The 20511-nt window shown below is 42.1% G+C and carries 21 protein-coding genes and 4 tRNA genes; 15 read left to right on the forward strand and 10 right to left on the reverse strand.

The genetic code is table 11. The features are described 5' to 3' along the window. Positions 1-642: 642 nt before the first annotated feature. The 5 genes from ACFSTG_RS08095 (at position 643) to rplT (ending at position 4306) form a co-directional block, all read left to right on the forward strand. Positions 643-912 carry a hypothetical protein gene (locus tag ACFSTG_RS08095; RefSeq protein ID WP_380750852.1) on the forward strand — a complete coding sequence of 90 codons (270 nt, stop codon included), beginning with the start codon at positions 643-645 and terminating at the stop codon, positions 910-912. Between the two features lie 144 nt (positions 913-1056). Next, positions 1057-3003, forward strand: coding sequence for a threonine--tRNA ligase (gene thrS / locus ACFSTG_RS08100; protein ID WP_380750855.1), 1947 nt, complete (start codon positions 1057-1059; stop codon positions 3001-3003). A gap of 58 nt (positions 3004-3061) precedes the next feature. Further along, positions 3062-3577, forward strand: coding sequence for a translation initiation factor IF-3 (gene infC, locus ACFSTG_RS08105; protein ID WP_380751821.1), 516 nt, complete (start codon positions 3062-3064; stop codon positions 3575-3577). Positions 3578-3643: 66 nt separating this feature from the next. Beyond that, complete coding sequence (gene rpmI, locus ACFSTG_RS08110; RefSeq protein ID WP_380750858.1) at positions 3644-3841, forward strand: 50S ribosomal protein L35; 198 nt, start codon at positions 3644-3646, stop codon at positions 3839-3841. Positions 3842-3961: 120 nt separating this feature from the next. After that, positions 3962-4306 (forward strand): 50S ribosomal protein L20, encoded by a 345-nt coding sequence (gene rplT / locus ACFSTG_RS08115; protein WP_266069989.1) that lies wholly within the window; start codon positions 3962-3964, stop codon positions 4304-4306. Between the two features lie 284 nt (positions 4307-4590). On the opposite strand, the gene ACFSTG_RS08120 is transcribed toward rplT, so the two are convergent. From ACFSTG_RS08120 to tgt, 8 genes are all read right to left on the reverse strand, one after another. After that, entirely contained in the window at positions 4591-5028 is a 438-nt protein-coding gene (locus ACFSTG_RS08120) for a secondary thiamine-phosphate synthase enzyme YjbQ (RefSeq protein WP_380750863.1), read from the reverse strand. A gap of 90 nt (positions 5029-5118) precedes the next feature. Then, complete coding sequence (locus ACFSTG_RS08125) at positions 5119-6225, reverse strand: AI-2E family transporter (RefSeq protein ID WP_380750865.1); 1107 nt, start codon at positions 6223-6225, stop codon at positions 5119-5121. Positions 6226-6252: 27 nt separating this feature from the next. Beyond that, positions 6253-7503, reverse strand: coding sequence for an asparagine synthetase B (locus ACFSTG_RS08130; RefSeq protein WP_380750868.1), 1251 nt, complete (start codon positions 7501-7503; stop codon positions 6253-6255). A gap of 100 nt (positions 7504-7603) precedes the next feature. Further along, complete coding sequence (gene dnaB / locus ACFSTG_RS08135; RefSeq protein ID WP_380750871.1) at positions 7604-9151, reverse strand: replicative DNA helicase; 1548 nt, start codon at positions 9149-9151, stop codon at positions 7604-7606. Between the two features lie 167 nt (positions 9152-9318). Further along, entirely contained in the window at positions 9319-10272 is a 954-nt protein-coding gene (locus ACFSTG_RS08140) for an acetyl-CoA carboxylase carboxyltransferase subunit alpha (protein ID WP_380750874.1), read from the reverse strand. Positions 10273-10320: 48 nt separating this feature from the next. Continuing rightward, on the reverse strand, positions 10321-11241 hold the full coding sequence (locus ACFSTG_RS08145; protein WP_380750877.1) for a DMT family transporter: 921 nt from the start codon (positions 11239-11241) through the stop codon (positions 10321-10323). After that, complete coding sequence (locus ACFSTG_RS08150) at positions 11228-12304, reverse strand: LptF/LptG family permease (protein ID WP_380750880.1); 1077 nt, start codon at positions 12302-12304, stop codon at positions 11228-11230. Before ACFSTG_RS08150 ends, ACFSTG_RS08145 begins: the two co-directional genes overlap by 14 nt. A gap of 1 nt (position 12305) precedes the next feature. Continuing rightward, positions 12306-13436, reverse strand: a complete 1131-nt coding sequence (tgt, locus tag ACFSTG_RS08155) for a tRNA guanosine(34) transglycosylase Tgt (protein ID WP_380750883.1) — start codon at positions 13434-13436, stop codon at positions 12306-12308. A 160-nt stretch (positions 13437-13596) separates the two neighbouring features. Between tgt and ACFSTG_RS08160 the strand changes: the two genes are divergently transcribed. The 3 genes from ACFSTG_RS08160 (at position 13597) to ACFSTG_RS08170 (ending at position 16184) form a co-directional block, all read left to right on the forward strand. Next, positions 13597-14442: a transketolase gene (locus ACFSTG_RS08160; RefSeq protein WP_380750886.1), complete on the forward strand. Its 846-nt coding sequence runs from the start codon at positions 13597-13599 to the stop codon at positions 14440-14442. A 60-nt stretch (positions 14443-14502) separates the two neighbouring features. Then, entirely contained in the window at positions 14503-15456 is a 954-nt protein-coding gene (locus ACFSTG_RS08165; RefSeq protein WP_380750889.1) for a transketolase family protein, read from the forward strand. 122 nt (positions 15457-15578) lie between these two features. Then, positions 15579-16184 carry a porin family protein gene (locus ACFSTG_RS08170; RefSeq protein WP_380750892.1) on the forward strand — a complete coding sequence of 202 codons (606 nt, stop codon included), beginning with the start codon at positions 15579-15581 and terminating at the stop codon, positions 16182-16184. A gap of 76 nt (positions 16185-16260) precedes the next feature. Here the strand turns inward: ACFSTG_RS08170 and ACFSTG_RS08175 are convergent, their stop codons facing one another. After that, on the reverse strand, positions 16261-17160 hold the full coding sequence (locus ACFSTG_RS08175) for an FKBP-type peptidyl-prolyl cis-trans isomerase (RefSeq protein WP_380750895.1): 900 nt from the start codon (positions 17158-17160) through the stop codon (positions 16261-16263). 79 nt (positions 17161-17239) lie between these two features. Between ACFSTG_RS08175 and ACFSTG_RS08180 the strand changes: the two genes are divergently transcribed. Beyond that, positions 17240-17635 carry an RNA-binding S4 domain-containing protein gene (locus tag ACFSTG_RS08180; protein WP_380750898.1) on the forward strand — a complete coding sequence of 132 codons (396 nt, stop codon included), beginning with the start codon at positions 17240-17242 and terminating at the stop codon, positions 17633-17635. Between the two features lie 65 nt (positions 17636-17700). After that, positions 17701-18204, forward strand: a complete 504-nt coding sequence (locus ACFSTG_RS08185) for a phosphoribosyltransferase family protein (RefSeq protein WP_380750901.1) — start codon at positions 17701-17703, stop codon at positions 18202-18204. On the opposite strand, the gene ACFSTG_RS08190 is transcribed toward ACFSTG_RS08185, so the two are convergent. Further along, on the reverse strand, positions 18196-18717 hold the full coding sequence (locus ACFSTG_RS08190) for a shikimate kinase (RefSeq protein ID WP_380750904.1): 522 nt from the start codon (positions 18715-18717) through the stop codon (positions 18196-18198). The two genes, ACFSTG_RS08185 and ACFSTG_RS08190, sit on opposite strands and share 9 nt — an antisense overlap. A gap of 134 nt (positions 18718-18851) precedes the next feature. On the opposite strand from ACFSTG_RS08190, the gene ACFSTG_RS08195 reads away from it, so the two are divergent. The 5 genes from ACFSTG_RS08195 (at position 18852) to ACFSTG_RS08215 (ending at position 20432) form a co-directional block, all read left to right on the forward strand. After that, positions 18852-18924, forward strand: a tRNA-Lys gene (locus ACFSTG_RS08195). A 191-nt stretch (positions 18925-19115) separates the two neighbouring features. Continuing rightward, positions 19116-19188, forward strand: a tRNA-Lys gene (locus ACFSTG_RS08200). 191 nt (positions 19189-19379) lie between these two features. Then, positions 19380-19452, forward strand: a tRNA-Lys gene (locus ACFSTG_RS08205). A gap of 282 nt (positions 19453-19734) precedes the next feature. Then, a tRNA-Leu gene (locus tag ACFSTG_RS08210) sits at positions 19735-19818 on the forward strand. A gap of 191 nt (positions 19819-20009) precedes the next feature. Further along, the gene (locus ACFSTG_RS08215; protein WP_380750907.1) at positions 20010-20432 is read left to right on the forward strand and encodes a hypothetical protein; all 423 of its coding nucleotides are present in this window, start codon (positions 20010-20012) and stop codon (positions 20430-20432) included. Positions 20433-20511 lie beyond the last annotated feature (79 nt).

Here is a 20511-nt window from a genome sequence, read left to right on the forward strand (position 1 = left end):
TGTTAAGCCTGCCGCTAGCGTTCATCCTGAGCCAGGATCAAACTCTTCATCGTTAAATCTTAAATAAATTTACAATTACTAAGGAATTCCTCTCCGTCCCGATTTACATCAGGACAAAGCTCAAAACGTTCTTCTAGTCTTAATTCTTATTTGCATTTGTTGTTTATAAAAACAACATACGCGCTGTCAATTCAATATGTCAATGAACTTACCCCTCTTGTGCATTCCTCTCGCTTTCGCTCGTCGGATGCAGACCGGACATCTCCCCTTAAAAAAGGGGAGAAACTATTCCTTATTCAGGAGGCGTTTCTTGTGGAAATAAAAGGAGTTGAACCTTTTCTCTGTTACCCGTCCCGGGATTCCTTTTCAGTATAATTTAATGAACATTCGCTCTCGTTCTAAGCGGCTGCAAATATACAACCGATTTTAAAACCTGCAAGAAAAAAATTTTATTTTTTTTCAGGGAACTCCCCGAACTTGTTTTGTCACAAAAGCGGATGCAAACTTACAACCTTTTCCCGTTACAACACAAACAAAATTTCAATCTTTTTTCAGAGAACTTGCCAACCAATCAAGGTGGGCTTTTTCGCTTTGAGACTCCTGCCCTATTGGGCTCGCAACTCCCGGTCTAAAGACCCTTTGTTGTTTCTCAAAGCGGCTGCAAATATACGCCTGTTTCTTTCTCCCGCAAGTCCACAACCCATCTTTTTTAAGGTTTTTTTAAGCCTGTGGAATAAGGGGCTGAAAATGTGGTTTTTGGAGGGGATTTTTTTAGATTTCTTTGAAACCCTGTCGGGGATCAAAACTGCTGACAGGGTTGATAACGAAAGGGCGAGAACCGGTAATTTGGTCGTATCGCCGTTAGCGGGTGGAGCGGCATCTTTTAAAGCGCTTCCACATAAGGCGCTTTAAAAATACAGCGGAACACGCGACCCACCAAAGCCCTTTGCGAAGGTGGGGAACGCCCACATTTAAAAAAGAAAAATTCTACTCATATATATAATAGTATTGTAAAGCACCTATTATCCTGTTATCTTTGCAGCTTAATTGAGAACTATGATAAAGATTACGTTGCCAGATGGCAGTATTAAAGAGTTTGAGAACGGCACTACTCCCCTGGAGGTAGCTAAAAGCATTAGCGAAGGACTTGCCCGGAATGTACTTTCGGCCAAATTCAACGACACGATTGTAGAATCTACCACTCCTTTAACTACCAACGGCAGCCTTACTTTATATACCTGGAATGATGACGAGGGAAAAAAGGCTTTCTGGCATTCTTCTTCTCACGTGATGGCACAGGCCATCCAGGACCTTTATCCCGGTGCGAAACTTACCATTGGGCCGGCGATCGAGAATGGATTCTATTATGATGTGGATTTTGGCGAGCAAAAGATCTCTGAGAACGATTTTAAGAAGATCGAGGACCGCATGCTGGAAATCTCCCGTGGAAAGCATGACTTCCAAATGAGGGAAGTTTCCAAACAAGAGGCACTTGATTTCTATAAAAAGGAGAACAACCCCTTCAAAGTTGAGCTTATCGAGAACCTGGAAGACGGAACCATTACTTTTTGTGATCACGACACCTTTACTGACCTTTGCCGAGGGGGACATCTTCCCAATACGGGGGTGATCAAAGCTGTAAAGTTAATGAGTGTTGCAGGAGCGTACTGGAGAGGGGATGAAAAGAATCCGCAGCTTACAAGGGTCTACGGAATTTCATTTCCCAAACAGAAAGACCTGAAGGAATATCTGGAATTATTGGAGGAAGCCAAAAAAAGAGACCACCGAAAGCTCGGAAAAGAACTCGAATTGTTCACTTTTTCACAGAAAGTAGGTCAGGGGCTGCCATTATGGCTACCTAAAGGTGCAGCTTTAAGAGAGCGCCTGGAGAACTTCCTGAAAAAGGCTCAAAAAAGAGCCGGCTATGAAATGGTAGTTACTCCTCATATTGGCCATAAAGAATTGTATGTGACCTCGGGTCATTATGAGAAATACGGGGAAGACAGTTTCCAGCCTATCAAAACCCCGAATGAAGGGGAGGAATTTTTACTGAAACCCATGAACTGCCCTCACCACTGTGAGATCTACAACAACGGGCACTGGAGCTACAAAGATCTCCCCAAAAGATTTGCCGAATTCGGAACTGTTTATCGCTACGAGCAAAGCGGGGAATTACATGGCTTGACCAGGGTTCGGGGCTTTACCCAGGATGACGCCCATATTTTCTGTACACCCGATCAATTGGATTCAGAATTTAAAAAGGTGATCGACCTTACCTTATATGTGTTCAATTCTTTAGGATTTGAAAATTTCACTGCGCAGGTATCTTTAAGGGATCCTGAGAACAAGGAAAAATATATAGGATCTGACGAAAACTGGGAAAAAGCGGAGAGTGCTATCATCAATGCAGCCAGGGAAAAGGGGCTAAACTTCGTGATTGAGACCGGGGAAGCCGCTTTCTACGGCCCAAAGCTAGACTTTATGGTGAAGGATGCCCTGGGAAGACAATGGCAATTGGGAACCATTCAGGTAGATTATAACCTTCCCGAAAGATTTAATCTTACCTATAAGGGAAGTGATAATGAAATGCACCGCCCGGTGATGATTCACAGGGCTCCTTTTGGAAGTATGGAACGCTTTGTAGCTATCCTGCTGGAACATACGGCCGGAAATTTCCCTCTTTGGCTAATGCCGGAACAGGCTATTATTCTCTCTCTCAGTGAGAAATATGAAAAATACAGCCAAAAAGTTTTAACTTTGTTGGAAAATCACGAAATTCGCGCCCTTACAGACAACCGAAACGAGACCATTGGGAAGAAAATTCGGGAAGCTGAAGTGAACAAAGTTCCGTATATGCTGATCGTTGGAGAGCAGGAGGCAGAAAATGGAACGGTTTCTGTACGTAGACACGGGGAAGGCGATATTGGCACTATGTCGGTTGAAGACTTCGCAGAAATCATAAATAAAGAAGTAAACAGTACTTTAAAATCATTTGAAGTTTAATTTAAATATTTGAGCCATAGCAATACGTAGAAAAAGATCAAGAAGACCTCTTAGAGAAATCAAAGAAGATCCGCACAAAATTAACGGTAAGATCCGTGCGGAGGAAGTTCGCCTCGTAGGCGATAATGTGGAGATGGGTGTATATCCTCTCAAAAAAGCTTTAGCCATTGCTGAAGAACAGGAACTGGACCTGGTGGAAATCTCTCCCAACGCCAAACCTCCTGTAGCCAAAGTAATGGATTACAAGAAGTTTCTCTACGAACAGAAAAAACGTGAAAAAGCGCTTAAAGCCAAAGCCACACAGGTTGTGGTAAAGGAAATACGTTTTGGACCGAATACTGATGATCATGACTATGAGTTTAAGAAGAGGAATGCTGAAAAGTTCCTGAAGGACGGTGCCAAATTAAAAGCCTTTGTATTCTTTAAAGGACGTTCTATCGTTTTCAAGGAACAGGGGGAAATTCTCTTGTTACGCCTTGCCCAGGATTTAGAAGAAGTTGGAAAAGTGGAACAAATGCCGAAGCTTGAAGGAAAGCGAATGACGATGTTCCTCTCTCCGCGCAAAACCAAATAACACACTTAGAAATTTCAAATTTTTAAGTTTACAATAATTAGTGAGATAATTAAAAAGAAGGACACAATGCCTAAAATGAAGACGAAGTCCAGTGCCAAAAAGCGTTTTAAGCTTACCGGTACCGGAAAAATTAAAAGAAAGCATGCGTTTAAAAGTCACATCTTAACAAAGAAGACCAAAAAACAAAAGCTTGCGTTGACTCACAGCACTTTGGTGCATGAAGCCGACGAAAAAAATATCAAACTTCAATTACGTTTAAAGTAATTGGACCTTTGATGGTTTACCAAATTTAATAACCCTGGAGTTGGGCAAATAAAAGTATTCAGAATTCAAAATTCAAAATTTTGAATGTATGGGTCGCCTGCTACAAAAAAATTTAAAAATATGCCAAGATCAGTAAATTCAGTTGCAAAGAGAGCCAGAAGAAAAAAGGTTCTTAAGCAAGCAAAAGGTTACTTTGGACGTCGTAAAAACGTTTGGACAGTAGCTAAAAACGCGGTTGACAAAGCAATGTTATATGCTTACAGAGACCGTAAGACCAAGAAAAGAAATTTCCGTTCACTATGGATCATCCGTATCAACGCTGGTGCCCGTATGCACGGAATGTCTTATTCGCAGTTCATGGGGAAAGTGAAAGCCGCCGGAATCGAATTGAACCGTAAGGTTCTTGCAGATTTGGCGATGAACCACCCTGATGCGTTCGAAGCTATCGTCAAAAAAGTAAAGTAATTAAAAATTTTATCTCACTATAGAAAGATCCCGTTCGAAAGAGCGGGATCTTTTGTTTTAATCAGATTTTGAGTTTTTTTGCCACGAATTCACTAATGAATTATGTTTTCTTTCTGCGGAAGGGTTCTTTTGTCATTCAGAACGGAGCGCAGCAGAGTGATGAATCTCCTGACCAGGCACAAGCAAGGATTCCTCCTGCGTCGGAATGACAATATCCCGAAAGGATCCTGAAACAAGTTCAGGATTACGGTTCTTTCTTCCTGCGTGGTGGGAATGACAAAGATTTATTTCTCCCCCATAATAGTAAGAACCAGTTTCCTGCTGCCGCCGTTGTTCCTGTGTTCACATAAATAAATTCCCTGCCATGTCCCAAGATTCAATTTACCGCGGGTGATGGGAATTTGTAGTGAGGTATCGAGTAAAGAAGATTTGATATGTGCAGGCATATCGTCTGGACCCTCCAGGGTGTGTTTGTAGTAAGGCTGATTTTCAGGCACCATTTTATTAAAGTGGCTTTCAAAATCCTCTCTCACGGTAGGATCGGCATTTTCATTTATGGTAAGGCCGGCGGAAGTGTGTTTAATGAAGATCTGAAGAAAACCTACAGAGATCTCTTTTAACTCCGGAATTTGTTCCACCACCTCCTCTGTTACCAAATGAAAGCCTCTTGGTTTAGCCGAAAGTTTTATTTCCTTCTGAAAAATATAATCCAAATTTCCCATTTTCAATACCTATGATTTTTCGGTTTTCATTTTTTAATCTGGTCAAAATCTTTCGATCGCCGATGACTCCTTAATAGGAAGTGCTTAGAATCAGGGTGTATCTTGAATGTTTTTATGATCTACTTCTGTAACTACCATTTCTGAAGCTGTTTCATTGGCATCTTCCTTATTAGTCTCCAAATAGTCTTTCACGTATAATTCTTCAATAATCACTATAAGTGCAGCAAGAATTGGAGTAGCCATTATAAGTCCGAGAATTCCTGTAAGCACTCCTAAAAGTACCATCCAGAAAAGAGTAAGCGCGGGAGGGAGATGAACCATCTTCTTTTCGATCATAGGAGTAATTAAGTAACTTTCTACTATCTGAATACCGAAATAAAGTATAAGAACATAAATAAACATATTACCTCCCTGCATTAAAGCAATCAATACTGCGGGTGCCAGAGCCAGATAAGGACCAATATTGGGGATAAATGAGAATAAAGCAGCTATTAAGGCCAGTGCATAAGGCATAGGCATTCCTAGAATTTCGAGACCAATGGCAGTAAAAACCCCCACTACTAACATGGAGATCAATTTGGCCATCATCCAAAGGCTAAGGGAATATTGTGTCTTCTCCATTACTTCTCTTAATCGCGGACGAAAATCTACCGGAAACAACCTGGTAAAACCTTTCGTATAAATACCTGGACTTGAGGCCAAAAAAATTCCGGTTACAATGATGATAAAGAAATTTGCTATAGCACCAACGGTTGTCGAAAACGAGCCGACGATCCGGGACATTACTTCTTCCCTGTTTTCTAACAGGGCGCCAAGATCAGAAGGAAGTTCTTCAAATAAACTTCGCCCAATAGATGTTTCTTTTATCTTATCTCTAAGATTCTGAAGAGACCGGGGTAAAGTATCAGTCATATCCTGTACCTGCTCAACCATAGAGGGGCCTATTAATCTAATTATCAGATACAAAATCCCCGTCATGAAAAGCAGAATGAGAAATAAGGCCAATCCATATTTTAGTGGTGTCTTACTAACTATCCAGCTGGAAGCAAAATTTAGCAATACTGAAAAAAAGATACCCGCAAAGACTAACAGGAAAAAATTAGCGTGAAAAATAAGAAGAGCGAAAGCTGAAAGCATCAGCAATGCGATAAAAATCGTTTTAGTGGTCTTTTTGTTGAAGTTATCTGATTTATCCATAGATGAGTAAAGATAGGAATTACTCCCCTAGGTTTTTTGTTTCTGTTTTTTGGCAGCGGGAAAAAGTACGTTGTTTAGGATGAGGCGGTATCCCGGGGAGGTAGGATGCAGTTCCAGTTCAGTTTTTGGATCTCCCACCATGTGCTGATAATCTTCGGGATCATGGCCTCCGTAAAATGTGAAAAATCCGCTTCCCTTTATTCCATGCAAATATCTCGCTTCCCCGTTTATCTTATTCTCCCCCAACACTAACACAGTGGGTTTAATGGTTGCGGGATCATACGCTGTAGTTTGCCCCATAAAACCCTTCACCAGCATGGTATGGTTCTGAGTGAGCATAGTGGGAATAGGATCCCATTTTGCAGAGAATTCCATAAGGGTAAAATAATCCACATCCATGGGAACTTTTCTTTTGTTGGTCATATCAATTGAAGAAAATTCATAGACCATGGGATCCCGTTCAAGCACGAAATCTGTAAAAGCGAAACTTTTACTGTAGTCTATACTTTTTTGATAATCGGGGTCACTGGGATCGCCATCGAACATAGGTTCAGCAATATCCACGCCTTCTGCAGCAAGAGCAATATCAAAACTGTCTGTTGCACTGCACATGGCAAACATGAACCCACCGCCAACCACATAATCCCTGATCTTAAGGGCCACCGCCAGTTTCTCCTCAGAAACCTTGTCATATCCCACCCGGGCAGCAAGGGCTTCGGCTTCTTTTTTATCTTCAATATACCATGGTGCTGTACGGTATGCGCGGTAAAATTTTCCATATTGCCCGGTAAAATCTTCATGATGCAGGTGCAACCAGTCGAAAAGCAATAAGGCATCGTTAAGGACTTCCTCGTCATAGATGGTCTCATAGGGAATTTCAGCATAAGTAAGCACCATGGTCACGGCATCATCCCAGGGTTTATTTCCTTCAGGGGAATAAACCGCGATCCTTGGAGCTTTCTCCAACAGGACAGCCTCCATATTCTGCGACGGACTACTGATCTCTTCCAGGATCTCTCCGGTTTTCTGATCACTCAACACCTCAAAAGAAACTCCGCGAATTCGACATTCTTTTCTTACCTCTTCAGAATCGGGCATAAGGAAAGAACCTCCCCTGTAATTCAGGAGCCACTGTACATTTACCTTCTTTTCCAGCAACCAGTAGGTAATTCCGTAGGCTTTTAAATGGTTTTTCTGGGTTTCAGCATCCATAGGAATAAGGATCTGTGATGAAAAAGCCGGAATAGAAATCAGGAATATGAGGACCGGAAGGATCATATATCTTACAAAAAAACCGGATCGGGAAGAACTCCCTGATCCGGTTTTCGGTTTATTAAAAACAAAAGAATTTTTTCCGGATATCCGGAAATCAGAGTTTTTAGAATGGCACGTCGTTATCATCATTAAGGTCATTCATTGAGCTTCCAAAAGCTTCATCGGCACTAGGAAAATGGCTTGTACCAAATCCATTATCCCCCGAATCATCATCATTCATCTTTGAATAGAATTCTGAAGGGGAATCAAAGTCATCTAAGTTATCGAATTTACCTAAATGTCCAATGAATTTCAACCTGATATTCTCGAGACCCCCGTTACGGTGTTTCGCGACGATAAACTCCCCTTGTCCATCTGTTGGTGATCTCTCTTCATCATCCCATTCTTCTATCTTGTAGTATTCGGGACGATAGATAAAGGAAACAATATCGGCATCCTGCTCAATTGCACCGGATTCCCTAAGGTCACTCAATAATGGTCTTTTACTTCCTCCCCTGGTCTCTACTGCCCTTGATAACTGTGAAAGTGCAATCACAGGAATGTTCAATTCCTTTGCAAGCGCCTTAAGGTTTCGGGAAATTGTTGAAATTTCCTGTTCCCTGTTCCCTCCTTTTTGGCTTCCCCCTGCGGTCATCAACTGGAGGTAATCAATCACGATCAATTTAATGCCGTGTTGAGAGGCAAGCCTCCTTGCCTTGGCCCGAAGGTCAAAAATAGAAAGAGAAGGGGTGTCATCTATGAACAAAGGTGCTTTTTCCAGACCTTTTACTTTTACGTTCAACTGCTCCCACTCATGCTTTTCAAGATTTCCCGTTCTCAGTTTTTCTGAAGACAATCCGGTTTCCGAAGAGATCAATCGGGTGATCAATTGAACTGAAGACATCTCAAGGGAGAAGAAAGCTACAGGAATATTCTGTCCCACGGCAATGTTACGGGCCATAGAAAGGGTTAAAGCGGTTTTACCCATACCCGGACGAGCGGCCACAATGATAAGGTCACTGGGTTGCCATCCCGAGGTAAGTTTGTCCAGTTTTTCAAAGCCGGAAGGAACCCCACTTAAGCCTGATTTGTTAGAGATCTCCTCTATCCTCTTCTTTGCCTGCATCACAAGGTCCTGGGCAGTCTCTGAAGAACGTTTGATGTTTCCCTGGGTTACTTCGTATAACTTTGACTCTGCTGTGTCCAGGAGGTCAAAAACATCTGTGGTTTCATCGTATGACTGTTCAATGATCTCATTGGAGATCTTAATAAGGCTTCTCTGAATATATTTTTGAAGAATGATCCTTGCATGGAATTCAATGTGTGCAGAGGAGGATACTTTTTGAGTAAGTTGCACCAGGTAAAAATCCCCTCCTGACTGCTCCAGTTTTTGATCTTTCTTCAATTGATTGGAAACCGTTAATAAGTCCACCGGTTCAGAATTTTCAAACAACTTGAAGATAGCTTCATAGATATGTTTATGAGCACTCTTGTAAAATACCTCGGGATGCAAAATATCTATGATCTCGTCAACTCCTCGTTTGTCGATCATCATAGCTCCCAGTACAACTTCCTCTAAATCAACAGCTTGTGGCGGAATTTTTCCTTTTTCAAGATTAATGACATTTCCTGGGCTGTAATTATAATTCTGGGGGGACTTGGCTTTTTCCATATAGCGAAAGTAGAAAAATAGACTTTAGAACGGTCTTGTAATTCGGTTTACTTAGTTCACAGGTTATGAACAATTTAACTGTTAAGAACTTTAATATTTTGTTGATAAGGCTAAAAAAATCCGAAGCAGCTGCTCCGGATTTTGAAGGTTGTATATGTTTACGGGTATTAACCCTTAAAAACACCCATAGATGAATATTTATCCATTCTCTTTTTCACCAGGTCTTCTGGTGATAAGTTTTTAAATTCGTCATAAGCATCAATAATAGCATTTTTGACAGTTTCAAAAGTCATTTCCCGGTTGCTGTGAGCTCCACCCACAGGTTCCTTTACGATCTCGTCAATTAGCTTTTGCTTTTTCATATCCTTAGCGGTCAGTTTTAAAGCTTCCGCAGCTATCTCTTTGAATTCCCAGCTTCTCCATAGAATTGATGAACAGGATTCCGGAGAGATCACAGAATACCAGGTATTCTCAAGCATCAAAACCTTGTCTCCTACTCCAATTCCCAAAGCACCACCACTGGCACCTTCGCCAATGATCACCACAATGATAGGCACTTTAAGCCGGGTCATTTCCAGTATATTTCGGGCGATAGCCTCTCCCTGTCCACGCTCTTCGGCTTCCAGACCCGGATAGGCTCCCGGGGTATCCACAAAGGTCACTACAGGAATTCCAAATTTCTCAGCAGATTTCATAAGGCGCAGGGCCTTGCGGTATCCTTCAGGATTAGCCATTCCAAAGTTGCGGTACTGGCGGGTTTTGGTATTATATCCTTTTTGCTGACCCACGAACATATAGCTCTGGTCTCCAATCTTTCCAAGACCGCCAATCATGGCTTTATCATCCTTGACATTACGATCCCCATGCAACTCTAAAAAAGAGGCACCACAAATGGAATTAATATAATCAAGGGTATAGGGGCGATTTGGATGTCTTGACAGCTGCACGCGCTGCCAGGCAGTCAAATTCTTATATATCTCTTTCTTGGTCTCGATTAGTCTTTTTTCTATCTGCCTGCAGGTTGCGGATACATCAACTTCACTCTCCTGACCAATGGCACAAGCCTTTTGGTACTGCTCTTCCAACTCCTTTATAGGTAATTCAAAATCTAAATATTCCATAATGAGTTATGGGGTTTGTTTAAAATTAGCTTACAAATATAAGAAACTTTAAAAGGTAGCTTTCCTTTGTCTTTTAATTTTTCGTTTCGTTTTCAAGATTCCATTAAGGATCACGGTAGACAGGATTATTACTGCCCCATAATAGAAACCCGGAGACATTTTTTCTTCACTTCCAAAGATCCAGAAAGCCAATAAAATTCCGTAGACCGGTTCAAGGTTAATCGTCAGCATAACGGTGTAAGGACTCAAATGTCTCATTACTGCTACGGATGCTATAAAAGCGTATGCGGTACAGACCGAAGCCAGAATGAGAAGATACATCCAGTCTTCGGCAGACACACTGAAGAATGCCGGACTAAAACCATTATCGCTTCCCAGGAAGGTAAGGATCAGCAAATAAATACTGATTGCCACGGTTCCTGTAAGAAGTTCATAAAATGATATTACCGAAGCATCCTCTTTTTGGGCCAGTTTCCCGTTGATGAGTGAAAAAACTGCGGAAAGGAATGCGGAAGCCAGGGCAAGTAGTATTCCAAGCACATATTCTGTTTCCACTTTGAAGATTATATAAAGCCCCAGAATTACGATCAACCCGAACAGGATCTCATACCAGATCACTTTCCGTTTATAAAAGATGGGTTCCATTATTGAGGTAAAAAAAGCGCCGGTTGACAGCAGAGCAAGGGTGATAGATACGTTGGAAACTTTGATAGCACCAAAGAACGTGAGCCAGTGAAGTGCGATCACTACCCCGGCAATAAGCATTACCCAGGTCCTTTTGGCGCCCAGTTTAAGGTCTTTTTTCCTCCATTTGATCCAGAGAAGAATAAAGAAACTGGCCATCAACATCCTGTACCATACCAGCGGCACAGCATCTAAAGATATTAAGGCACCCAGCACTGCGGTGAATCCCCAAATGAAAACGATCAGGTGAAAATGCAGGTAACTGCGCAGCTTATCGTTTGGCATTGAAAAGCAGGTAAATAGCTAAAATTCCGAAGAGAACATTAGGCGTCCATACGGCGATCAACGGGGAAAAGCTGCTTTGTTCGGCGATGGTCCCAAATACTTTGTCCATAAAGATGAACACGAAGGCCAGGGTGATACCCAAAGCCAGATTTACCCCCATTCCTCCCCTTCTTTTGATTGATGAGACAGCGACAGCAATAATGGTAAGGATATAGGCAGACACGGGCAGACTCCAGCGTTTATAGGCAACAACCCTATACCGGTTGATATTACCCGACCCTCTGCGCTGCTCCTGCTCAATAAATGCAGCCAATTCATCGTAATTCAGCGTTTCTGCCATATAGGAAACAGGGGTAAGTTCGTCAAATTCAAAGGGAAGTACCGTGTCTTTACTTATCTCGGTAAGGATCTCATCTTCATTTTCCCCAATGACCCTTTTATTAAAATTAGTGAGGGTATAGGTAGAATCCTCCTCATTTAGTTTTAAACGTGAGGCACTGATTTTGAACAAAAGTTTGTTCCCTTCAAAATGTTCAAGGGTAAAATTACGGGCCGATTTTGTTTGCGGTTGAAAATGCGAAGCGTAGATATATTCATTATCATTGATCTGCCTGTAGACATCACTGGTCTCCTGCACATCACTACCTCTTTTTAAATAAGTATATTTAAAATCATTGAAACCCTTACTTGCACTGGGAGCAAGATACATACCCAGGACCAGGGCACCCAAACTTACCAGGGTCGCACCAATTATATATGGCCTCAGAAACCTCCAAAAGGAAACCCCGCTGCTCAAAAAGGCAATGATCTCTGTGTTCTGCGCCAGTTTTGAAGTAAACCAAATTACAGAAAGGAACAGGAATAACGGAAACAGGAGATTGGCAAAGTAAATCGTGAAATCTATATAGTAGTTCACTACCTCCCAAAACGGAACTTCATTTTCAAGGATCTTATCTATCTTTTCTGCAAGGTTAACCGTTATCCCAATAGGTATAAAGAGAAGGAGCATCATTATAAAGGTGCCCAGGTAGCGTTTCAATATATACCAGTCGAGTATCTTCAAGTTACAAACGTTTATCCATTTGCTGTACCATCCTGTTCTTCCAGGATGCGAAATCTCCCGCTAAGATATGTTTTCTGGCCTCACGAACCAACCACAGGTAGAAGCCCAGGTTATGCATGGTGGCAATTTGTTTGCCGAGCATTTCATTTACCGTAAACAGGTGCCGCAAATAAGCTTTGGTATAAAAGGTATCGACATAGGTGACGCCGTTTTCATCAATAGGAGAAAAGTCATCTTCCCATTTTTTGTTCTTGATATTAATGGTTCCGTGAGAGGTAAACAGCATTCCGTTCCTCGCGTTCCTCGTAGGCATAACGCAGTCGAACATATCAACACCCAATGCTATATTCTCCAGGATATTTATGGGGGTACCAACGCCCATGAGGTATCTGGGTTTTTCCTTCGGAAGGATGCTGGTCACCACTTCAGTCATGGCATACATTTCTTCAGCAGGCTCCCCAACAGAAAGTCCCCCAATGGCATTTCCTTCAGCCCCGGCATTTGCTATATATTCTGCAGACTGTTCTCTTAGATCTTTATAGGTACTTCCCTGTACAATAGGAAAAAGTGCCTGTGAATATCCATATTCAGGTGGGGTTTTATCGAAATGAGTTATACAGCGATCAAGCCAGCGATGAGTGCGGTGCATGGAATTCTTCGCATAGTTATAGTCACAAGGATAGGGAGTACACTCATCAAAAGCCATGATAATATCTGCCCCTATGAGGCGCTGTATTTCCATAACATTTTCAGGGGTGAAATTATGAAATGAGCCGTCAATGTGGGACTTGAACCTTACTCCCTCCTCCTTGATCTTTCTTCTCTCAGAAAGGGAGTAAACCTGGTACCCGCCACTGTCTGTAAGAATATTTCGGTCCCAGTTCATGAATTTATGAATTCCTCCCGCCTTTTTAAGTATTTCGGTATGGGGACGTAAATAGAGGTGATAGGTATTTCCCAAAATGATGTCCGGGTTGACCTGTTCTTTCAGGTCTTTCTGGCTTATGCCCTTTACTGTAGCAATGGTCCCCACCGGCATAAAGATGGGAGTTTCAATGGTTCCGTGGTCGGTAGTAATAATTCCTGCCCTGGCACTACTGCCGGGATCATTAACTGCTAATTCAAATTTCATAGAATTCTTTAAGGGCGCAAAGATAACCAACTTGAGGCCATTTTTTAAAATTCAATACCTAAATTGGCTTCTTCTATTAAAGAGGTGCAAGAATTGACCGGCATTGGTTTTCAAAGCATTATTAAAATGCTATTTTTGCAGCACATTTAATCAAACACAAATGCCAAACACACAACAACTAAACGATTTTGTTACCCAGGTGAGAAGGGACATTCTCAGACAGGTTCATAAGGTAAATTCGGGACATCCCGGAGGTTCTTTGGGCTGTGCTGAATTCATGACTGTCCTGTTCCAGGAAATTATGGATCGCAAGGAAGGTTTTGACATGGACGGAAAGGATGAAGATATCTTCTTTCTTTCAAACGGACATATCTCCCCTGTATTCTATAGTGTATTATCCCGAAGCGGTTATTTCCCTGTGGAAGAACTAAACACCTTCAGACTTATCAACTCCCGCCTGCAGGGTCATCCTACGACTCATGAAGGACTTCCGGGTATAAGGGTGGCCTCAGGTTCACTGGGCCAGGGATTATCTGTAGCCCTTGGAGCCGCAAACTCCAAAAAACTTAACGGGGATAACCACCTGGTGTATTCCCTGCATGGTGACGGGGAACTTCAGGAAGGACAGAATTGGGAAGCGATCATGTATGCAGCCGCAAAAAAGGTGGATAATATTATTGCCACAGTAGACCGCAACCACCAGCAGATCGACGGATGTACAGATGACGTACTACCTATGGGAGATCTTACTGCCAAATTTGAAGCTTTTGGATGGGATGTGCTGGAGATCAAGGATGGGAATAACATTGAAGAAGTAATAAATGGGCTTAAGGAAGCCAAAAGCAGGACCGGAAAAGGAAAGCCTGTTTGTATACTTATGACCACCGTTATGGGCCATGGGGTAGATTTCATGATGCATACTCATAAATGGCACGGAGTTGCCCCAAATGATGAGCAGCTTGAAAACGCGCTGTCGCAAAACCCTGAAACTCTCGGAGATTATTAATCCCACCTGTCAAAGGTCAAAAAACAGATTTCCGCCTGCGGAAATGACAAAACTGAAACAATGAAAAAATATACAAATACAGGAAATAAAGATACTCGTTCAGGATTTGGGGACGGTCTTACTGAACTTGGTAAAAAGAATCCGAATGTGGTAGCGCTTTGCGCCGATCTTACAGGATCTTTAAAAATGGGCGACTTTGAGAAAAACCATCCCGAAAGATTCTTCCAGGTAGGTATTGCTGAGGCTAATATGATGGGAATCGCAGCAGGGATGACCATTGGTGGAAAGATCCCATTCGCGGGTACCTTTGCAAATTTTGCAACAGGACGCGTGTATGATCAGATAAGACAATCAATCGCCTATTCAGACAAGAATGTGAAGATCTGTGCCTCTCACGCCGGCTTAACCCTGGGTGAAGATGGCGCAACCCACCAAATCCTTGAGGATATAGGATTAATGAAGATGTTGCCCGGTATGACCGTGATCAACACCTGTGATTACAACCAGACCAAGGCTGCAACCCTTGCAATCGCCGAACATCATGGTCCTGTTTATTTACGCTTCGGAAGGCCCAAAGTTGCCAACTTTACTCCCGAAGACCAGAAGTTTGAAATAGGAAAAGCTAACACGATGACCGAAGGAAATGATGTAACCATTATTGCTACAGGTCACCTTGTATGGGAAGCTTTGCAGGCAGCAGAGCAACTGGAGAAAAAAGGGATTAAAGCTGAAGTTATTGATATTCACACCATCAAACCGCTTGACGAAAAAGCCATTCTGGATTCTGTCAGAAAAACAGGTTGCGTGGTAACTGCCGAAGAGCACAATTTCCTTGGTGGCCTCGGGGAAAGTGTGGCCAGAACTTTATCTCAGCACGATCCCGCCCCACAGGAATTCGTAGCTACACAAGATACCTTCGGGGAAAGCGGAACTCCCGAGCAACTTATGGAAAAATATGGGCTCAACGCTGAAGCTATCGTGAAAGCGGCAGAAAAAGTGATGAAAAGAAAATAAACCTGATTTTTCTTAACTTAAACAAAACCCCTTTAAAAGTAATTTTTGCAGGGGTTTTGTTTTTATTTGAAATATTATCAATAAAGGATCGTTTTATTTCCTACAAAAACAAACCTACAATTATGAAAAAAGGAATTTTAATTTTAATGCTAATAATCTCGGGAGCAGTAATGGCCCAAAGCGGGTTCGGGGTTAAAGCCGGACTCAATTACGGAGATAACGGGGATGTTGAATATACAGATGTTACAGGTGCGGGAGAAGATATCATGAAAGGTGGTGACAGCAAAGTAGGATATCACTTCGGACTTTTTTACCGGGCAGAAATGGCAGGATTTTTTTTGAAACCCGAATTGTTGTATACCCAGACAAAAAGTTCATATGACTTCAACAATGAGGACGCAGAATACAAGATCTCAAAAATCGATCTTCCGGTACTTCTTGGTATCAGGGTATTAGGTCCTGTAAATGTATTTGCAGGCCCCTCCTTTAAGTATATTCTTGATAACGACTTTCAGGGAGTGACCGTTGGGGATGTAGAAGATGAATTTACCATAGGTGCACAATTTGGTGCCGGGATCCAGTTCAAGGGGATTGGGGTAGATGTTCGATATGAAAGAGGCCTAAGTGATAACGAAGCACAGGTGTTGGACCTGGATAACCCCAATGGGGTTAAAAGGGTGGATGCCCGTCCCAACCAGTTTATTTTAAGTTTATCCCTTAACCTGTAATAGAACCATCTCAAATAAATATAGACCATCAAAAAAGCCTCAGAAATGAGGCTTTTTTGATGGTCTATATTTTTCTTTAATTCTTGGGATCCAGGTAATCTGGCGTTCCATCGCTGTTTGTATCAGGGAACGTTATGCTTCCGTCTTCATTGATGATGATCTCTTCACGCGTTGGTATAAAATCCCCGTCATCATCTGTATCAATGTAATTTGGCAGGTTGTCAGCGTCTGTATCGTCATTTCCAATGACCTCGTCTCCATCAAGGTCTTCCATCCATGAAGGAATTCCGTCACCGTCGTGATCAGCCTCATTCACACCATACAGGTGGAAAGTAAACACCAGCGGACTGTAAGATGGAATAGTAGTTTGAGAGGTAGCGAAATAACCAAGCCCTGAAGGCATGAACACGGCACCAATTCCATAGTCGTTCTCCCACTTGATCGTATTGTCACTTAAGATCTCAAAGCCTGAAGCCCCTTTAAATTCGGTCATAGCCTGCCCAAATCCGGGAATAGTCCTGGTAAGGTCAAACCAAATAGGAGTTACCGAATTATCGAACATAGAACGGTCAAGTAGTTCACCCCGGTAACTTACAAAAGTAGAATCTGTAAATTTTGGCTGATCCTTTGCCCCTTCCCTTACTTTCAAAATATATACAGTATAGTCAACTTCGTTCCTGGTAACGATCTTGGTTTCCAAAAGATCAGATTGGATCAATGGCATCTTATCTGAATTGGCTTCATTGATGGTATCGATACGAATGGTGTAGTCAAAAGATTCAGCCGGATTCTCAAAATCTTCATAATTATAGAAATGAGTTTCCAGGTAGGCCTTTAACGCTTCCTGGTCCTCTATTTCTTGTTCAGTCCTATCCCTTTCGGGTATTGGTTCAAAACCCGGATCATCGTCCTTATCACAAGACATCAGCAAAGCTGTCGAAAAAACACAGGCAATTAAAAACTTATTCAATCTCATCAATACTTAATTTTAAAGGCCGCAAGATACAATATTCTTGTATTTTTGTTTAGGAATAACCGAGTTTTACTGCAAAAATATGAGAGTAGATAAGTTTTTATGGGGAGTGCGGTATTATAAGACCAGGAGCATTGCTACAGAAGCTTGTAAACAGGGGAAGGTCAGGGTCAATGAAGCAGTGATCAAACCCTCCCGGGATGTTCATCCCGGTGATAAGATAAGCATACGAAAGAACCAGATCAATTACCAGATAGATGTGCTTGACCTGCCCCCTTCCAGAGTAGGTGCAAAACTGGTAAACTTGTATATAAATGACGTTACTCCAAAAGAGGAATTCGATAAGCTGGAACTACTGAAATATTCCCGTGATTATTACAGAAAAAAAGGAACGGGAAGGCCCACCAAAAAAGACCGTAGGGAACTGGACGATTGGTTTGAAGGACCTGAGGAGGAGGAAAAGAAAAAGGAAGAATAAGTATTTCCTAAATCAAAGCAACAACCCAGACAGCAGTTTAGTATATTTAAAAAAACAAGATCCCCATGAACAAGTCAGAAGTTTTTATCCTTGACCATATCCAGATAAGTCACAAGATCAAAAGGATCGCTTACCAGATCTATGAAAGCAACGTGGAAGAAGACAGGATCGTGCTCGCCGGAATTTTAAAAAACGGTTTTGAACTTGCTAAAAAACTAAAGGATGATCTTGAAAGGATCTCAGATCTTGAGATTGAACTTTGCGAGGTGAAGATCAACAAGAAAAACCCTCTGGACGAGATCGAGACTTCACTGCCTTCTTCAGAATATGAAAACCGCTCGATCATCCTGGTAGATGATGTTCTAAATTCAGGAACTACTTTGATCTACGGGGTTCGACACTTTCTTAAAGTTCCTTTAAAGCAATTCAGGACTGCCGTCCTGGTAGACCGAAGCCATAAAAAATATCCTGTAAAAGCAGATTTTAAAGGGATCTCACTTTCTACATCGCTCAATGAAACCGTGAAAGTGGATTTTACGGAAGGAAGGAACAGGGTAGAGTTAATTTAGGCATTTGAGAACTTCCTCTGCCACTGCCTCGGCAGTTTTCCCATCCGTACCAATTATTTGATCACTTTGATTGTAATAGAAGGTGCGCTCAAAAAGATGTTTTCTAATAAAATCTTCCAGGGCTTCAGGTGAATCCAGGTGAGCTATCAGGGGTCTTTTATCCCGTTCCTTAAAAAGCCTTTCCTTAAGCTCCATAAGGCTCGCCTTAAGATAAATAAGGGTACTGCCGGGATCTTGCTTTAGCAATTCGACATTTTTCCCGTAACATGGGGTTCCCCCTCCCAAAGCAAGTACAAAGTCCTCGGGAGAATTAAGCAGGTCCTTCAAAATTTCGGTTTCTTTTCTTCGGAAATAGATCTCCCCTGACGATTTAAAGATCTCGGAAATACTTCTGCCTTCTCTCCTGCTTATTTCATGATCGAGATCCAGAAACCGGAAGCTCATTTTTTTAGCCAGCAGTGTGCCTACCGCCGTTTTTCCGGATCCCATATAACCTGAAAGAATAATTTTCATGCCCTTAAAATGATGATTTTGAGGAGGTTTTCCTACCCATTTATATAGATGCACAAATTTATATCATTTTGTCCTTGAAAAATAAATTAATGATGGTATATTTGCACCCGCATTAGCAAAAATGCAACAAGGAAGATCTGGTAGCTCAGTTGGTAGAGCATCTCCCTTTTAAGGAGAGGGTCCTGGGTTCGAGCCCCAGCCAGATCACTAAATGAAATTCTGATCTTTCTGGGCGAGAAGCCTGTCCCGAGCAGCTGAACGAAGTGAAGCGTGTCGAGGGAAGCCCCCCGTCCGAATGGTGTTTGGCCCGGCGGACAGCCAGATCACGAAAAATGTTCAGGTCTTGTTAGATGGGAAATTCTCCCAACCAAAGATCTTCTTATTGTTTTTATTTCAATGATCTGGTAGCTCAGTTGGTAGAGCATCTCCCTTTTAAGGAGAGGGTCCTGGGTTCGAGCCCCAGCCAGATCACTAAATGAAATTCTGATCTTTCTGGGCGAGAAGCCTGTCCCGAGCAGCTGAACGAAGTGAAGCGTGTCGAGGGAAGCCCCCCGTCCGAATGGTGTTTGGCCCGGCGGACAGCCAGATCACGAAAAATGTTCAGGTCTTGTTAGATGGGAAATTCTCCCAACCAAAGATCTTCTTATTGTTTTTATTTCAATGATCTGGTAGCTCAGTTGGTAGAGCATCTCCCTTTTAAGGAGAGGGTCCTGGGTTCGAGCCCCAGCCAGATCACTAAATGAAATTCTGATCTTTCTGGGCGAGAAGCCTGTCCCGAGCAGCTGAACGAAGTGAAGCGTGTCGAGGGAAGCCCCCGTCCGAATGGTGTTTGGCCGGGTGGACAGCCAGATCACGAAAAATGTTCAGATCTTGTTGGGCGAGAAACCTGTCCTGAGCGAAACCTTTTAGCGAAGTCGAAGGAAGCCCCAACCAGATTTATATTTATTGCCAGGTCTTTTGAAAAGGATTTACCAGGCCCGAGGCCGACAGATTTCCGTTATTTTCACAAGCAAAATTGCCCAGGTGCTGGAACTGGTAGACAGGCATGGTTGAGGGCCATGTGTCCATTAGGGCGTGCGGGTTCGAGTCCCGCTCTGGGCACTTTTTTATTACTTATTACCCCTTTCAAACTTTCTCCGCTAAAATTCTCTTTTCTGTTAAAAGCATCAACCTTTTACAGAATCCCCTTACATTTATACTAAAAATCTGTTAATCACTCATTTACAGAATGAAGAAGCTGAAAAAATTTCTATTTTTATAATAGTTAATAATAACAGGCTCACAGGAACGTCATGCAAATTCAGTTATACTCCCAGCTACTACGCCTAGATCTTTCTAACGATCATCTTCTTCAGATGTATTATGTTCTTTATTATGATCTGCCGCAGGAAGAAAAGGAAATGACTGATAATATAGCACGACTCATCGAAATAAGAGAAAAGACCAAGCTCGAATTAAGAAGACTGTTGTTCAACATCAAGAATTCCCTTCACCTGAATAAGATCACTACAGCTATCCTGGAGTTTCTTCCTGTATTTCTGAAACTGGATTATTTGGCAAGAAACACCTTCAACACCCCTAACTGGAAGCTGTGTTATGAAAAAGAGAAAAAGAATATCAGATTGTATTACGAAACCCTCTACAATCAAAACATCCCGGCTTCAACAGTAGATATGCTGGTGAAACAAAAAAAGAAGCTGGAGTCCCTACCATAACATAATAGATGAGAATCAGAGTAATTTTTACTGGGGGGCAAAAATTACTTTACGAAACTTCGGTGGTAAAACACCGGAG

The sequence above is a fragment of the Salinimicrobium flavum genome (assembly GCF_042684505.1).
In the GTDB taxonomy this organism is placed as follows: Bacteria; Bacteroidota; Bacteroidia; order Flavobacteriales; family Flavobacteriaceae; genus Salinimicrobium; species Salinimicrobium flavum.

Coding starts and splice junctions, on each gene's coding strand:
- thrS (WP_380750855.1), top strand. CDS start 1,057: ATGATAAAGATTACGTTGCCAGATGGCAGTATTAAAGAGTTTGAGAAC.
- rpmI (WP_380750858.1), top strand. CDS start 3,644: ATGCCTAAAATGAAGACGAAGTCCAGTGCCAAAAAGCGTTTTAAGCTT.
- rplT (WP_266069989.1), top strand. CDS start 3,962: ATGCCAAGATCAGTAAATTCAGTTGCAAAGAGAGCCAGAAGAAAAAAG.
- ACFSTG_RS08120 (WP_380750863.1), bottom strand. CDS start 5,028: ATGGGAAATTTGGATTATATTTTTCAGAAGGAAATAAAACTTTCGGCT.
- ACFSTG_RS08125 (WP_380750865.1), bottom strand. CDS start 6,225: ATGGATAAATCAGATAACTTCAACAAAAAGACCACTAAAACGATTTTT.
- ACFSTG_RS08130 (WP_380750868.1), bottom strand. CDS start 7,503: ATGATCCTTCCGGTCCTCATATTCCTGATTTCTATTCCGGCTTTTTCA.
- dnaB (WP_380750871.1), bottom strand. CDS start 9,151: ATGGAAAAAGCCAAGTCCCCCCAGAATTATAATTACAGCCCAGGAAAT.
- ACFSTG_RS08140 (WP_380750874.1), bottom strand. CDS start 10,272: ATGGAATATTTAGATTTTGAATTACCTATAAAGGAGTTGGAAGAGCAG.
- ACFSTG_RS08145 (WP_380750877.1), bottom strand. CDS start 11,241: ATGCCAAACGATAAGCTGCGCAGTTACCTGCATTTTCACCTGATCGTT.
- tgt (WP_380750883.1), bottom strand. CDS start 13,436: ATGAAATTTGAATTAGCAGTTAATGATCCCGGCAGTAGTGCCAGGGCA.
- ACFSTG_RS08160 (WP_380750886.1), top strand. CDS start 13,597: ATGCCAAACACACAACAACTAAACGATTTTGTTACCCAGGTGAGAAGG.
- ACFSTG_RS08165 (WP_380750889.1), top strand. CDS start 14,503: ATGAAAAAATATACAAATACAGGAAATAAAGATACTCGTTCAGGATTT.
- ACFSTG_RS08170 (WP_380750892.1), top strand. CDS start 15,579: ATGAAAAAAGGAATTTTAATTTTAATGCTAATAATCTCGGGAGCAGTA.
- ACFSTG_RS08175 (WP_380750895.1), bottom strand. CDS start 17,160: ATGAGATTGAATAAGTTTTTAATTGCCTGTGTTTTTTCGACAGCTTTG.
- ACFSTG_RS08180 (WP_380750898.1), top strand. CDS start 17,240: ATGAGAGTAGATAAGTTTTTATGGGGAGTGCGGTATTATAAGACCAGG.
- ACFSTG_RS08185 (WP_380750901.1), top strand. CDS start 17,701: ATGAACAAGTCAGAAGTTTTTATCCTTGACCATATCCAGATAAGTCAC.
- ACFSTG_RS08190 (WP_380750904.1), bottom strand. CDS start 18,717: ATGAAAATTATTCTTTCAGGTTATATGGGATCCGGAAAAACGGCGGTA.
- ACFSTG_RS08215 (WP_380750907.1), top strand. CDS start 20,010: ATGCAAATTCAGTTATACTCCCAGCTACTACGCCTAGATCTTTCTAAC.